Below are 15,007 nucleotides of genomic sequence, written 5' to 3' on the forward strand. Positions count from 1 at the left end.
CCATTATGTAAAAATACTTATAAATCAGAGAACAAGAAATCAGGCTTGCGGAAGAGCATTCAGGGAGTAGCTGACGATGTTTGATCCAGAAACACTGCGTACTTTTATTGGCGTAGCCGAAACAGGGAGTTTCTCCAGGGCGGCGGATCGCTTGTGTAAAACCACGGCCACCATCAGCTATCGCATTAAGCTTCTGGAAGAAAATACCGGGGTTGCTCTGTTCTTTCGCACCACCCGCAGCGTTACGTTAACCGCCGCGGGCTCGCATCTTCTTTCTCAGGCAAAGGACTGGCTCGCCTGGCTGGACAGCATGCCCAGCGAATTACAGCAAGTGAACGACGGCGTAGAGCGTCAGGTGAATATCGTGGTCAACAACCTGCTGTATAGCCCGCAAGCCGTCGCTCGCCTGTTATCCTGGCTTAACGCCCGCTATCCCTTTACTCAGTTTCACTTTTCCCGGCAAATCTATATGGGCGTCTGGGATTCACTGCTGTATGAAGGATTCTCTCTGGCTATCGGCGTCACGGGTACTGAACCAATGGCCAACACCTTTACCCTCGATCCTTTGGGGTCTGTTCAGTGGCGGTTTGTTATGTCGGCGAATCATCCATTGGCAGACGTCAGTGGTCCATTAACGGAAGCGCAGTTGCGCCGTTTTCCGGCGATCAACATTGAAGACAGTGCGCGCACCCTGACCAAACGGGTCGCGTGGCGGCTTCCCGGCCAAAAAGAGATTATTGTCCCGGACATGGAAACCAAAATTGCGGCGCATCTTGCCGGGGTGGGTATCGGCTTTGTTCCGCAACCGCTGTGCCAGCCATTGCTTGATAACGGGCAACTGGTCAGTAGCATTATTCCTACCATGCGTCCCCCTTCCCCCTTAAGTCTCGCCTGGCATAAGTTTGGCGCAGGTAAGGCTGTGGAAGATATTGTGACGTTATTTACGCAGCGAAAACCAGAAATCGCCGGATTTTTAGCAATTTTCAACAATGCACGCGATTGAAAATCAAGTCATCCTGCTCTTTGGCGCGTAAAATGATACGCAAGATGATTTGAGGTTTCGTTTTTTACTATGCAAGACACACAAACAGCACAGGACTATCGCGCGATTCTGCTCGCCGGTACGCCTATTATCGATGTACGCGCCCCCGTCGAATTTCAACAAGGCGCGATGCCGGGCGCAGTCAATCTCCCCTTAATGAACGATGACGAACGCGCCGCCGTCGGTACCTGTTATAAACGTCAGGGGCCTGAGGCTGCCCTGGAATTGGGCCATCAACTGGTCTCGGGTGAAACCCGCCAACAGCGCATGTACGCCTGGCAGGATGCCTGTCGTCAACACCCAAAAGGATATTTATGCTGCGCGCGCGGCGGTCAGCGTTCGCATATTGTGCAGCAGTGGCTGCACGAGTCCGGCATTGACTATCCGCTGATACAGGGCGGTTATAAGGCTCTGCGCCAGGCGGTCATACGGATAACGGAAGAATTGGTGCAAAAACCGATCGTCTTAATTGGCGGCTGTACCGGGAACGGTAAAACGCAACTGGTTCAACAGCAGCCGAACGGTGTGGATCTCGAAGGACTGGCGCACCATCGCGGTTCCTCGTTTGGACGTACCGTAGAGCCGCAGCTAAGCCAGGCGAGTTTTGAAAACCTGCTGGCGGTCGAAATGCTCAAAACGGACAGCCGACAGGATTTACGCCAGTGGGTGCTGGAAGATGAAGGCCGCATGATCGGCGCTAACCATCTGCCCGAATGCCTGCGCGAGCGCATGACCGAGGCGTCCATTGCGGTGGTGGACGATCCTTTTGAGCTGCGTCTGGAGCGCCTGCGCGAGGAGTATTTCGTACGCATGCACCACGATTTTACCCACGCTTATGGTGAGAACCGGGGCTGGCAGGAATACAGTGAGTATCTGCACCACGGCCTGTTCGCTATTCGCCGTCGTCTGGGGTTACAGCGTTTTGCCGAGCTGACCGCCCTGCTTGACGTGGCTCTGCGCGAACAGCAATCGACGGGCAGTACCGACGCCCACATGGGCTGGCTGGTGCCTTTGCTCAACGAGTATTACGACCCGATGTATCGCTATCAACTGGAAAAGAAAGCCGCGAAAATCGTCTTTCGCGGCACATGGCAGGACGTTGCCGGATGGCTTAACGCACAGTAATTAATGCCTGTCGCGCTTATCCGCGCGTTTCGCCAGCCAGTCGCCCAGCACCTGCACGACCTGCACCAGAATAATCAACGCGACAACGGTGACGATCATGACCTGGGTTTCATAGCGGTAATAACCAAAGCGAATCGCCAGGTCACCTACCCCACCGCCGCCGACAATCCCGGCCATCGCGGAGTAACCGATCAGGCTCACCAACGTGATCGTCAGTCCACGCAACAGTCCCGCGCTGGCCTCCGGCAACAACACGGTGCAGATGATGCGCATCGGGGTGGCGCCAAACGCTTCCGCCGCCTCAATAATGCCTTTATCCACTTCACGTAGCGCGCTATCCACCAGCCGGGCATAAAAAGCAATCGCCGCCACGGAAAGCGGCACGGAGGCGGCAATCGGTCCGATGGTATTGCCGAGCAAAAACTGGGTGAGCGGTAGCAGCAGCACCAGCAGGATCACAAACGGTACCGAGCGGATAATATTTACCAGCACGGAGCTGAGCAGATACACAAAACGGTTCTGCCAGAATAAATGCCGATCGGTGACGAAAATTAGAAAACCGAGCGGCAAACCGCCAATAATCGCCAGCACCGTTGAGATGCTCAGCATCTGGAAGGTTTCATTAAACGCCAGCGTCAAATCAGGCAATAAATCATCCACGAATCACCTCCACTTGAGCAGTACGTTGACGAATATGTTCCACGGCGACATCCACCGCAGAAGGGTTATGCGGCGCGGTGAGTTGTACCACCAGAATCCCCAGCGCGCGTTCGCCGATATATTCAATTTTGCCGTGCAGAATGTTCACCGCCACGCCAAATTTAACCGCAACTTCTGACAGCACAGGCTGTTCCGCCGAATCGCCGATAAAAAGAATTTTCAGCAACTGGCCGGGCAGATGCTGGCGCAGACGCTCAGGTAGCGTCAGATTGAGGGTATGCGACACCAGTTGCTGGGTGAAGGCGTGCTGTGGGTGAGCAAAAACGTCAAACACCTCCCCGGACTCCACCACCTTGCCGCCTGACATCACCGCCACGCGATCGCAAATCGATTTGATCACGTTCATCTCGTGAGTGATCAGCACGATCGTGATCCCCAACTGTTGGTTGATCTGCTTAAGCAGCGCCAGAATCGTGGCCGAGGTTTCGAGATCTAACGCGGAAGTGGGTTCATCACACAGCAACACATCCGGATGATTGGCAATCGCACGGGCAATACCCACGCGCTGCTTCTGACCACCGCTGAGCTGAACCGGAAAACGGTTCGCCTTATCAGACAGTCCGACCAGCGCCAGAATCTCCGTGACGCGTGGAGCAATCTTGCTGCGTTCCCATCCGGCAGCTTTCAGACTAAAGGCGACGTTTTGCGCCACGGTGCGGGTATGCATCAGATTAAAGTGCTGAAAAATCATGCCAATGCGCTGACGCGCTTTACGTAACTGAGTGCCTTCCAGCGCAGAAATTTCTACGCCGTTCACCTTCACACTTCCCTTGCTCGGACGCGTTAAGGCGTTCAAGGTGCGCAATAGCGTACTTTTCCCCGCACCGCTGGTCCCGACAATACCAAATATCTCGCCCGCGCCAATATGCAAGCTGACGTCATCAACCGCCCGGGTTGAGGGTCCACGGCCTGCGGTAAAATCCACGCAAACCTTTTCTATCTCAATCATATCCACCTCAGAAATGCGAAAAGGGCAGTCGCCGCTGCCCCTGTTAACCCTTGCATGCAGCGATTATTGGGCTGCCGACATCCATTCCGGTTTCTGGAAAGCGCTGTAGATGTTTTGCGGATCGTCGATCACCGCGCGATACGCCGGAGACTTCACCGCTTCAACAATATCTTTCGCGAACGGTTTATCCGCATCTTCACTGCGTACCGCAATGATATTTTTCAGGTTTTCATCCAGATGCTCTTGCTTGATGGCGCTGGAAAGATCCAGTTTTGCCGCCACGGCAAAGTTGCCGTTGACCAGCGCGCCGGTCACACCGTCCAAAGTGCGCGGCAGTTGCGCCGCTTCCAAGGGTTTAAACACCAGCCCTTTCGGGTTGCTGGCGATATCACGCTCGGAGGCTTTCGTGGGATCGATATTGTCTTTGATGGTGATAAGGCCAATGGATTGCAGGAAACGCAGACCGCGGGCCAGGTTGGTCGGATCGTTGGACAGCGTGATCACATCCCCTTTTTTCAACTCATCCAGACTTTTGATTTTGTGCGAGTAAAACCCCATCCCGGCCGTCGGGACCACAATCAGCTTGCTCAGCTTCAGTCCTTTATCGGCGGTGAATTTGTCAAAATAGAGCGAGTGCTGGAACAGGTTGGCATCAATGCTGCCGTTGGAGAGCGCCATATTCGGCTGCACGTAGTCGCTGAATTCGCGCACCACCACCTTATAGCCTTTCTCTTTCAGCGTAGGGGCAATAGCCTGTTTCACCATATCGCCGTACGGTCCAGGCGCGACGCCAAACACGATGGTATGCGGGTCACTGTTCGCATGAGCAAATTGTAAGCCGCAGGCCAGTAACAGCGCCCCGGTCGCGACGCGTAAACTCTGACGCAATCCCATATTTTCTCCATTTTAACGTTGTGGTGTCATGTCTCACGCCGTTCATGCGGCGTTGTTCTCGTTGGCCTGATAACAGGCAGATTTCTAACATGACACAGATCACAACCCGCTGTCCTTGAAATTATTTCATGATGTTGCGAAGTATGTCGTTGAATGTGCAAGGAAGGTGCTTATGCGTTTTTCGGCAACGGAGAGTAAAAAACCGGATAACGCCCTGGCTACCCGGCTTTGGAAGGAAAATTGACTTAGAAGTCGTAACGCAGACGCACCAGGTTCATATCGCCCAGGTTGTCGGTGCTGGAGGTAAAGACGTGTTCGTAATCCACACGGAAACCGTAATCCAACTGGAAGCTGATACCCACACCGTTGTCGGTACGCAGATAGTTACGACCATTCACGTATTCGATACGATCGCCCATAAAGTACGGCTGAACAGATTTCAGCGCATACTGACCAATCGGGAAGGTATAACCCGCGAAGTATTCCAGACCCCAGGCATCACCGGCAAAGTAGTCGTTAACCGAAACTTTTTTGGTGGTCATGAAGTTTTGATACCAGCCGCCGCCCATTGAGAAGGTCCAGTTGTCCGGTTTCCAGCTCAGTGCGGTACCGACGATGTTTTGATCGTAGGTTTTGCTGGTGTCGCCACGCATTTCCGCACGGGTGTAGTTCCACGCCGTACCCCAGGTCAGGTCATCGGTGATGTGGTAATCCACACCCAACGAGCCGCCGCCTTTACGCTTGTAGCGCAGGCCGTTGTTCGGGTTGTAATCATCGCTGAACAGATAAGATGCGTAGAGATCAACATCCCCCACCGTTTTCTTATACTTCAATGATTTACGTGTACGATAGGAACCGTCATAGTCGCCATTGATACCGTTACCTGGCGCCTGACCGATCATATCGTAATCCCAGATATCCGTTTTCGCCCCGACCACATCATAGTAAATACTGTTCTGTTGGCCGAAGGTCAGCGTACCCCAGGTCGCGCTCTTCAGACCGGTGTACAGCATACGACGCGTGGTATCGTTGGCGCCGTCAGCGTAGTGATTATCCCAGTTGAACATGGCCGGGAAGTTAACGCCCAGCTCGTAGTAGCTCACCCAACTGATATCATCAAACAGATAGTAGTCTGCGGCGAAGCGGAAACGCGTCCCGCCGTCGAAGCCATTACGTTTGTAGCCATTCTTACCATCGTCACCGGCCATATTCTGGAACTGCGGACGAATACTCCCGCCGACGGTGAAGTTAAGACGGCTCAGCGGATCGCCCGCCTGCGGATCTTGTTTCAGGATCGTGATTTCCGCCTGGGAAGCGAAAGTCGTTAATGCCACTGCTGCGCCGATCGATACCGCCAGCGCCGTTTTTTTTATAGTCATTATTTGTACCTTGATAGATAGCCTGCCAATTATTAAGCATACAAATATTAACGTTTATTAATACACTCGTGTTGCTGGGTTTTTATTGTTCTGTGCTGTTAAATATCAAGGGGTTATCAATTTGTGCTACATAGATAAAAAAACGCACCGATTTAAAAAACCGGTGCGTAATCATCACTGGCAGGAATTAATTACTGAACTGACGGAACAGCGCTTTACCTTTAAGCAGTCGTGAACCGAGCCATCCGCCGCATAAAGAGAGGAGCAATGCCCCACAAAGCGGCAGCACAACCCAAAGCCGCCAGTCTGGCTCCCACGGGAAGTCAAATACGCGGGTTTGCAATACAGCCAGCGCGGTTTCCGCACCGATGGCCGCCACCAGCCCGGCGACCATCCCGAGCATAGCGAACTCGCACCACAGCGTGGTACGCAGCAATTTCTTGCCTGCTCCCAGCGTGCGCCAGACCACCAGTTCCTGATGACGTTGACGCATCCCCACCTGAACCTGCGCCAACAGCAACAACATGCCGCAGGCGGTAACCAGCACCACCATCACTTCCAGCGCTCTACTTACCTGCTCCAGCACCTGGCCCACCTGTTTGAGGATGGCGCCAATATCCAGCAGGCTGATGGTCGGGAATTCGCGGTTAAGCTGCGTCAACATGCCGTTGCCGTTCTCCCAACGAAAGCTGGTTAACCAGCTCTGGGGCTGATCGTCCAGCGCCCCGGAAGGAAAAATAAAGAAGAAGTTAGGCCGCAGGCTTTCCCAGTCCACTTTACGCAGGCTGCTGACCGTGGCGCTGAAATCCTGGGTATCGCCCATAAAAGTCACCCGATCGCCGAGCTTCACGTTTAGCCGCTTCGCCAGCCCTTCTTCCATCGACACTTCCCCCGCTTTCGGCGGCCAGCTTCCGGCGGTTATCGGGTTATGATCCGGGCGGGTATCCTGCCAGGTCAGATTAAGTTCGCGGTTAAGCGCCTCATCCTGATTTCCTTCGGTCGGCTTATCATTAATGGCTGTCAGACGCGCACGTACAATGGGATAGAACGATTCCGGGATCACCTGATGTTCCGACAGGAATGACTTCAGCGGTACAACCTGTTCACTGGCAATGTTGATCAAGAAATAATTTGGACTTTCCGGCGGCATTTGCTGCTGCCAGCGATCGAGCAGATCGCCGCGCAGCACCAGCAGCAGCGCCAGCAGCATAAAGGAAAGTGAAAATGCCGACAGTTGACTGAGCGTTGACCACGGCTGGCGCAACAGTCGACTGACCGCTAAACGCAACGGCAGCGAGGTGAGCGTCAGACCACGCAGCACGTTAAGCAGCATCCAACCGAGCACGCCGCACACCAGCGCCAGTACTACCGCACCGGCCAGCACAGCCCATAACAGCAGGCTTCCCCCCATCAGTCCAGCGAGCAGGACGACCACAACAACCAATACCACCGGCAAATAAAACTTCAGCGGCCAGACGTTTGCCACCATGTCACGGCGTAACACACGTAGCGGCTGCGTCGCCAGCAGTAGCCGATAAGGACGCAACCCTACCAACAGCGAAATTACCGTCATGGTGCCTAAGGCCCACAGCCACGGCCAGGGGCTGGCGGGCGGCAGATCGCCGGGCAGGACCGGCCTGAGTAACACCACCAGCGCGTGCTCAAATAACAGCCCGAAAAGCCCACCGGTCACGCCAGACAACGCCAGCACCATCAGCCATTGACCAACAATCAGCCTACGTAGTTGCGCTCTGCCCGCGCCGAGGGTTTTCAGTATAGCCACCAGATCGTAACGGCTGCGGCAATAATGGCTCATCGCCACAGCAACCGCAGCGACCGTCAGCAGCAGCGTTAACAGCGCCGACAGCAGCAGAAACTGTTGTGAACGTTCAAGTGATTTCCCCAGCGCGCCTTCATCCTGCTCCAGCCCGTACCAGCGCTGTTCAGGCTTTAGCTGCGGAAACAGCCATTTTTCGTACGCGTCCAGTTGCTGCGGCGTTCCGCCAAATTTATAGCGCCATGTCACGCGGCTTCCCGGCTGGACCGCCGCCGTTTTTTCGACATCCGCCATGCTCATCATCAGGCGCGGCGCTATCTGGAACGGATTAAAACCGGAATCTGGCTCCTGCACCACCTCGCCGGCGATGCGCAGCGTGGCGTCTCCGACGTCAATAGAATCACCGATTTTTAGATTGAGCAGCGCCATCAGGCGTGGGGCCAGCAACACCGAGCCTGGCTGCGGTTTCAGACCCGGCGGATTGGTCTGCAACGTGCCGTACATCGGATACACTTCATCCACCGCTTTGACGTTCGCCAGCTGCGGCGTGTCACGGGCAAAAGTCATGGTCGCGAAAGTCAGCTGCTCGCCGACTTTCAACCCCCGCTGCAGCGCCTCGTCAATCCACGCTTTCGGCACGGTACGTGAACTTTGCAGCGCGCGATCTCCCGCCATAAACTCGCGGCTTTGCTGGCTCAGCCCTTTTTCCATACGGTCGCTGATGTTGCCCAGCGCCAGTACGCAGGCTACCGCCAGGCTCAGCGCCAGCCAGACAATCAGTAATGAAGGCGAGCGCCATTCGCGCCAGAACCAACGGGCAATCATGCCTCCTCCTGCAACTGTCCATTCACCAGACGTAAGCGCCGATCGCAACGCGCCGCCAGCTGCGGGTCATGCGTCACCAGAATCAGGGTGGTGCCGTGTTCCCGGTTCAGAGAAAACAACAGGTCGGCAATTTTGTCTCCGGTCTGGCGATCGAGGTTGCCCGTCGGCTCATCGGCAAACAGCACATCCGGACGCCCGTTAAAGGCCCGTGCCAGCGCCACGCGCTGCTGCTCCCCGCCGGAAAGCTGGGCCGGAAGATGATCCAGACGTTTTCCCAGCCCAAGTTGCTCCAGCAACGTTTTGGCCCCGTCGCGGCTTTTACCACTATTTTCGCCACGCAGCAACGCGGGCAGTTCGACGTTTTCCAGCGCGTTCAGGGTCGGGATTAACATGAATGACTGGAAAACGAATCCCACATGTTTTGCCCGCAGCTGCGCCCGGGCTTCTTCATCCATGGTATGTAGCGCCTGCCCCACCAGGCTGACTTCACCGCTGGAACCATCGTCCAGCCCGGCGAGGATCGCCAGCAGCGTGGATTTCCCCGATCCCGACTCGCCAATCAGCGCAATGGTCTCGGCGCGTTTGACAACCAGTTCAACTCCGGTAAGGATGGATAGCTCATGATCACCCTGACCGACGGATTTCTTAAGATGATGAACTTCAACAATGTTTTCCGCTGGCATTGGCCTTTCCTGTTCCTGGTCCTGTTAACTTTCCGCGCCGCCGCTGCGGACACGTTATTAATTCTGGGTGACAGCCTGAGCGCCGGATACCGTATGTCCGCCAGCGCCGCATGGCCTGCGCTACTTAATGATAAATGGCAAACCAAAACGCCGGTGGTGAATGCCAGCATTAGCGGCGACACCTCGCAGCAGGGCCTGGCCCGTCTGCCTGCATTACTCAAGCAGCACCAGCCGCGTTGGGTACTGGTCGAACTTGGCGGCAACGATGGCCTGCGCGGCTTTGCGCCTGCGCAAACCGAACAAACCCTGCGCACGATTTTGCAGGACGTGAAAGCGGCAAATGCCGAACCGCTATTAATGCAAATTCGTCTGCCGGCAAACTACGGTCGCCGTTATAATGAAACCTTTAGCGCGATTTATCCAAAGCTCGCCAAAGAGTTTGATATCCCTCTGCTGCCCTTTTTTATGGAAGAGGTTTATCTGAAACCCCAGTGGATGCAGGATGATGGTATTCACCCTAATCGTGACGCCCAGCCGTTTATTGCCGACTGGATGGCGCAACATCTCACTCCTCTAGTTAATCACGACTCGTAATTCAACGGAGATCCTGACAGGTAAAGTTATGCAAAAATCGGTCTTAATAACAGGATGTTCCAGCGGAATCGGCCTGGAAAGCGCACTTGAGCTAAAGCGCCAGGGTTTTCAAATTCTGGCCGGCTGCCGCAAACCTGACGATGTCGCGCGTATGAACAGTATGGGATTCACCGGCATATTGCTGGATCTGGATTCACCCGAAAGCGTGGATCGCGCCGCCGATGAGGTGATCGCCCTGACCGATAATCGTTTATATGGGATCTTTAACAACGCCGGATACGGCGTCTACGGCCCATTGCCCACGATTAGCCGCGAGCAGATGGAGCAGCAGTTTTCCGCCAACTTCTTTGGCGCGCATCAGCTCACCATGCGCCTGTTGCCCGCCATGCTACCTCACGGCGAAGGACGCATCGTGATGACCTCCTCGGTAATGGGATTGATCTCCACACCGGGACGTGGCGCCTATGCCGCCAGTAAATATGCGCTGGAAGCCTGGTCCGACGCGCTGCGTATGGAGCTGCGTCACAGTGGGATTAAGGTCAGCCTGATTGAACCGGGCCCCATCCGCACCCGTTTTACCGAAAACGTCAACCAGACGCAAAGCGATGCCCCCGTGGAAAATCCCGGCATTGCCGCGCGGTTTACGCTGGGACCACAAGCGGTTGTCGCCAAAGTGCGTCACGCGTTCGAAAGCGACAAACCGAAGCTACGTTATCCGGTTACGCTGGTGACCTGGGCCATTATGCTGCTTAAACGCCTGCTGCCAGGCCGCATAATGGACAAAATTTTACAGGGTTGAGTTGAAGCTCGCGCGTCAGCCCCCATGTAACAAGAAATCGACAAAAGAGAGTAACTCCATGTCCACACAGAATATTGTTAATATTAATGAATCGAACCTGCAGCAGACCCTTGAACAGTCGATGACCACACCGGTCCTGTTCTATTTTTGGTCTGAGCGCAGCCAGCATTGTCTGCAATTAACGCCGGTGCTGGAGAGCCTTGCCGCCCAGTATAATGGTCAGTTTATTCTCGCTAAGCTCGACTGCGACGCGGAACAGATGATCGCCTCCCAGTTTGGACTGCGCGCGATCCCAACGGTTTATCTGTTCCAGAACGGTCAGCCGGTAGATGGCTTCCAGGGTCCGCAGCCAGAAGAGGTTATTCGCGCGCTGCTGGAGAAAGTGCTGCCGAGCGAAGAAGAGCTGAAAGCACGCCAGGCTATCGAGTTTATCGAAGCCGGTAATCACGCGGATGCGCTGCCGCTGCTGAAAGAAGCCTGGCAAATCTCCAACCAGAGCAGCGAAATCGGCCTGCTGCTGGCGGAAACGCAAATCGCCCTCAATCGTTCTGACGATGCCGAAGCGGTGCTGAAAACGATTCCGTTACAAGATCAGGATACCCGTTATCAGGGGCTGGTGGCACAGATTGAACTGCTGAAGCAGGCGGCGGATACGCCGGAAATCCAACAGTTGCAGCAACAGGTTGCCAGCAACCCGCAGGATGCCGCGCTGGCCACGCAATTAGCCATTCAACTCCATCAGGTCGGACGTAACGAAGAATCGCTGGAATTGCTGTTCAGCCACCTGAAGAAAGATCTTACCGCTGCCGACGGTCAGGCGCGTAAGACCTTCCAGGAGATCCTTGCCGCGCTGGGAACCGGCGATGCGCTGGCCTCGAAATACCGCCGCCAGTTGTACGCGCTGCTGTACTAATCCGTTTGATTTTGCCCGATGGCGCTTGCGCTTATCGGGCCTGGAAATTCAACAAATACCGCTCCCTCCGGCATCACATCACGTCTTCTTCAAATGCGTTACGACTAATTGGTGGCGTGAATTATAGAACTTCCGATAGGTCAGGTAGCAGGCAATAATGGTTGACAGGCTGGCGGTCGAAAGCAGCATAAACGTCACCATAATCTGATACTTAATCGCTTTTACCGGGTCAATACCGGCAAAAATCAACCCAGACATCATCCCCGGTAAACTCACCAACCCCACGGTTTTGGCAGAATCGATCGTCGGGATCAGCGAGGCGCGAATGCTGTCGCGAATCAGCGGCGCGGAAGCAACCTTCGGCGTCGCGCCGAGGCTGAGCTTTTCCTGGATTTGCTGCTGTTCACCGTTAAACCGCTGCCCCAGATTGTTGTAACACAGCCCCACCGCTACCATCGCATTGCCTGCAATCATCCCGGAAATTGGGATCACCTGCATCGGCGTGAACTCGATAGAGCCGGACAACACCAGTACCGACAGCGTCAACCCCGCCCCAACCGTAATGGCAATAAACGACGAGAGAAAAGCGTTATCAATATATTTACTGCGTTTTTGCGCGTTATAGGCGGCGTTAAAACAGATAAACAGCACCATTAATAAGGTCAGAATGCTGTGATTGACGCCGAAAATATATTTCAGCACATAGCCGACGATAATAAGCTGAACCACCGCCCGGCAAACGCTCCAGAGAATATCTTTTTCCAGCGCCAGCTTTTCTTTGTTACTGATCAGTATGGCGACCACCACCAGCATCATCGCTAACGCCAGTGATTCATTGGTAATATTATGCTCGTTCATTGCTGACTTCCTGCATTTCTCCGGCGTGCGGTTGAAGAGTTATGACATTATCCGCGTGATTAATCTCATCTTTATCGTGCGTCACCCACAGCACGGCAATTTTCTTGTCGCGAACATAGTGGTGAATTAATTCATTCACGTTACGTTTGTTGGACTCATCCAGCGCGCTGGTGATTTCATCAAGCAGCAGGATTTTAGGCAGAAACTGCAAATTACGAATTAACGAGACGCGCTGTTTTTCCCCGCCGGACAGTTCATTGATCCCTTTTTTGAGGATACTCTCGGGCAACTCAAAACGGGCCAGGTCTTCCAGAAATACATCCGGTTCCGGGCGTTTATCGCGAATTTGCCAGGGAAAAATGAGGTTGTCGTAGACGGTGTCACCAAACAAAGCGGGCGTTTGCGCGCAATAAGAGACCTGCTGGCGATAAGCTTCAGGCTTTAGCGTTGATATCTCCTTGCCCTCAAAAAGGATTTCACCGGAACTCGGGCTAATTAACGACGCCACTATCTTCAGTAACGTACTTTTACCGCAGCCGGACTGGCCGGTAATCAGCTTAAATTCTCCGGCATCGAGATTAAAACAGATGTTATTGAGAACCTGCGTCGCCCCTGCCTGCCATGCGACATTTTTCAACTGAAGCAAAATGCTGCTTTCTTCCATTATCGATCCTTTTTTCCTCTTTCGTGCAGACAGTCTATACCCAAAATAATTCGAGTTGCATGAAGGCGGCAAGTGAGTGACAAATTCGTCAGGAACGAATTTGAACAGCCAAAGGCTGGCCTTCGGTGAGGGACATGGATGTCCCTCATTAATCTCCAGGAGCATAGCTAACTATGTGACTGGAGTGAACGACAAATCTGCCGGGAGCAGATTTGAACGCTGCTTACAGCGGCCCCGCAGGGGCGAGGCCCAAGGATGGGCCGAATAACGTAGCTAACGCACATGCTGCTTGAAGTATGAAGGGTATATTCCTGTAATTTATTATAGGGGAGCCACCTTGATTAATCGGGTATAATTTGACTAATGAAGCAGTAAAGGACAGCACAACAGGAGGTTTCATCAATGCTCATTTTTATTCCTATTCTTATTTTTGTCGCGCTGGTCATCGTCGGCGCAGGCGTCAAAATCGTCCCACAGGGATACCAGTGGACGGTGGAGCGTTTCGGACGTTACACCAAAACTCTGCAACCTGGGTTAAGCCTTGTTGTGCCGTTCATGGATCGTATTGGTCGTAAGATCAACATGATGGAGCAGGTGCTTGATATCCCCTCTCAGGAAGTCATCTCCAAAGATAACGCCAACGTCTCGATTGATGCTGTGTGCTTTATTCAGGTGATCGACGCGCCGAAAGCGGCATATGAAGTCAGTAACCTCGAACTGGCAATCATCAACCTGACCATGACCAACATTCGTACCGTTCTCGGCTCGATGGAGCTTGATGAAATGCTCTCCCAGCGTGACAACATCAACACGCGCCTGCTGCATATTGTTGATGAGGCCACCAATCCCTGGGGCATCAAAATCACCCGTATTGAGATTCGTGACGTGCGTCCACCGGCGGAACTGATTGATGCCATGAACGCGCAGATGAAAGCCGAACGTACCAAGCGCGCCTACATTCTGGAAGCAGAAGGTATCCGCCAGGCGGAAATCGTCAAGGCGGAGGGTGAGAAGCAGTCGAAAATCCTGATAGCGGAAGGTGAACGTCAGTCCGCGTTTTTACAGGCTGAAGCGCGTGAACGTTCCGCGGAAGCAGAAGCCCGCGCAACGCAGATGGTTTCTGAAGCCATTGCCGCCGGGGATATCCAGGCCGTGAACTACTTCGTGGCGCAGAAATACACCGAAGCGTTGCAGCATATCGGTTCGTCGAATAACAGCAAAGTGGTGATGATGCCGCTGGATGCCAGCAGCCTGATGGGTTCCATTGCCGGGATCGCGGAACTGGTTAAGGACAGCGCTAGCGAGCGGAAAAAATCATGATAGCGATGATTCTGGTACATCCGCACATCTTCTGGCTCAGCCTCGGCGGTCTGTTGCTCGCCGCCGAGATGCTGGGCGGCAACGGTTATTTGCTATGGAGCGGCGTGGCAGCGGTGCTAACCGGACTGGTGGTTTGGCTCGCCCCGCTCGACTGGGCGTGGCAGGGAGCGATGTTTGCGGTACTCACGCTGCTGGCGGCCTGGCTGTGGTGGAAGTGGCTGGCAAAACGCGTGAAAGAGCAGAAACCAGCCGACAGCCATCTTAACCAGCGCGGTCAGCAGTTGATTGGCCGTCGATTTATTCTGGAAAGCGCTCTGGTCAATGGTCGCGGACATATGCGCGTCGGCGACAGTTCGTGGCCCGTCAGCGCCCGCGACGATTTGAGCGCGGGAACGCAGGTTGAAGTCATTGCCGTTGAGGGAATTACCCTGATTATCAAAGCGGTACCACACTAAAATAGACAGG

Annotated in this window: 15 protein-coding genes; 7 read left to right on the forward strand and 8 right to left on the reverse strand. The window is 54.2% G+C overall.

Annotated features, from left to right (window positions below; all coding sequences use genetic code 11):
* Positions 1–76 precede the first annotated feature (76 nt).
* On the forward strand, positions 77–1,003 hold the full coding sequence (gene allS / locus FDW97_RS11625; protein ID WP_038638428.1) for an HTH-type transcriptional activator AllS: 927 nt from the start codon (positions 77–79) through the stop codon (positions 1,001–1,003).
* Positions 1,004–1,072: 69 nt separating this feature from the next.
* The gene (gene mnmH / locus FDW97_RS11630; RefSeq protein WP_085047608.1) at positions 1,073–2,167 is read left to right on the forward strand and encodes a tRNA 2-selenouridine(34) synthase MnmH; all 1,095 of its coding nucleotides are present in this window, start codon (positions 1,073–1,075) and stop codon (positions 2,165–2,167) included.
* On the opposite strand, the gene FDW97_RS11635 is transcribed toward mnmH, so the two are convergent.
* From FDW97_RS11635 to ybbA, 6 genes are all read right to left on the reverse strand, one after another.
* The gene (locus FDW97_RS11635; RefSeq protein ID WP_137346936.1) at positions 2,168–2,827 is read right to left on the reverse strand and encodes a methionine ABC transporter permease; all 660 of its coding nucleotides are present in this window, start codon (positions 2,825–2,827) and stop codon (positions 2,168–2,170) included. It abuts the gene before it with no gap.
* Positions 2,820–3,836, reverse strand: coding sequence for a virulence-associated ABC transporter ATP-binding protein SfbB (gene sfbB, locus FDW97_RS11640; protein WP_085047610.1), 1,017 nt, complete (start codon positions 3,834–3,836; stop codon positions 2,820–2,822). The genes FDW97_RS11635 and sfbB overlap by 8 nt, the downstream gene beginning before the upstream one ends.
* Positions 3,837–3,899: 63 nt before the next feature.
* Positions 3,900–4,730: a MetQ/NlpA family ABC transporter substrate-binding protein gene (locus tag FDW97_RS11645; protein WP_038638419.1), complete on the reverse strand. Its 831-nt coding sequence runs from the start codon at positions 4,728–4,730 to the stop codon at positions 3,900–3,902.
* Between the two features lie 245 nt (positions 4,731–4,975).
* Positions 4,976–6,109: a porin gene (locus tag FDW97_RS11650; protein ID WP_069323985.1), complete on the reverse strand. Its 1,134-nt coding sequence runs from the start codon at positions 6,107–6,109 to the stop codon at positions 4,976–4,978.
* Between the two features lie 187 nt (positions 6,110–6,296).
* Positions 6,297–8,711 (reverse strand): putative ABC transporter permease subunit YbbP, encoded by a 2,415-nt coding sequence (gene ybbP, locus FDW97_RS11655; protein ID WP_137351067.1) that lies wholly within the window; start codon positions 8,709–8,711, stop codon positions 6,297–6,299.
* A complete protein-coding gene (ybbA, locus tag FDW97_RS11660) occupies positions 8,708–9,394 on the reverse strand; it encodes a putative ABC transporter ATP-binding protein YbbA (protein ID WP_038638411.1) in 687 nt (228 codons plus the stop codon). The genes ybbP and ybbA overlap by 4 nt, the downstream gene beginning before the upstream one ends.
* Here ybbA and tesA point away from each other — a divergent pair.
* From tesA to FDW97_RS11675, 3 genes are read left to right on the forward strand one after another with little or no spacing between them, the layout of a single operon-like run.
* Positions 9,362–9,988 carry a multifunctional acyl-CoA thioesterase I/protease I/lysophospholipase L1 gene (tesA, locus tag FDW97_RS11665; RefSeq protein ID WP_003021850.1) on the forward strand — a complete coding sequence of 209 codons (627 nt, stop codon included), beginning with the start codon at positions 9,362–9,364 and terminating at the stop codon, positions 9,986–9,988. The genes ybbA and tesA overlap by 33 nt on opposite strands.
* Positions 9,989–10,016: 28 nt before the next feature.
* Positions 10,017–10,787, forward strand: a complete 771-nt coding sequence (locus FDW97_RS11670; protein ID WP_137351068.1) for an SDR family oxidoreductase — start codon at positions 10,017–10,019, stop codon at positions 10,785–10,787.
* 58 nt (positions 10,788–10,845) lie between these two features.
* Entirely contained in the window at positions 10,846–11,700 is an 855-nt protein-coding gene (locus FDW97_RS11675) for a co-chaperone YbbN (RefSeq protein ID WP_003847508.1), read from the forward strand.
* A 78-nt stretch (positions 11,701–11,778) separates the two neighbouring features.
* Here the strand turns inward: FDW97_RS11675 and fetB are convergent, their stop codons facing one another.
* Both fetB and fetA read right to left on the reverse strand, forming a co-directional pair.
* Positions 11,779–12,558 carry an iron export ABC transporter permease subunit FetB gene (gene fetB / locus FDW97_RS11680; protein WP_137351069.1) on the reverse strand — a complete coding sequence of 260 codons (780 nt, stop codon included), beginning with the start codon at positions 12,556–12,558 and terminating at the stop codon, positions 11,779–11,781.
* Positions 12,545–13,222, reverse strand: coding sequence for an iron ABC transporter ATP-binding protein FetA (gene fetA / locus FDW97_RS11685; protein WP_085047614.1), 678 nt, complete (start codon positions 13,220–13,222; stop codon positions 12,545–12,547). Before fetA ends, fetB begins: the two co-directional genes overlap by 14 nt.
* A gap of 402 nt (positions 13,223–13,624) precedes the next feature.
* Between fetA and FDW97_RS11690 the strand changes: the two genes are divergently transcribed.
* Complete coding sequence (locus FDW97_RS11690; RefSeq protein ID WP_003831073.1) at positions 13,625–14,542, forward strand: SPFH domain-containing protein; 918 nt, start codon at positions 13,625–13,627, stop codon at positions 14,540–14,542.
* Positions 14,539–14,997, forward strand: coding sequence for an NfeD family protein (locus FDW97_RS11695; protein WP_137351070.1), 459 nt, complete (start codon positions 14,539–14,541; stop codon positions 14,995–14,997). The genes FDW97_RS11690 and FDW97_RS11695 overlap by 4 nt, the downstream gene beginning before the upstream one ends.
* The last annotated feature ends 10 nt before the right edge of the window (positions 14,998–15,007 follow it).

The organism is Citrobacter sp. wls708, assembly GCF_005281255.1.
In the GTDB taxonomy this organism is placed as follows: domain Bacteria; phylum Pseudomonadota; class Gammaproteobacteria; order Enterobacterales; family Enterobacteriaceae; genus Citrobacter; species Citrobacter werkmanii.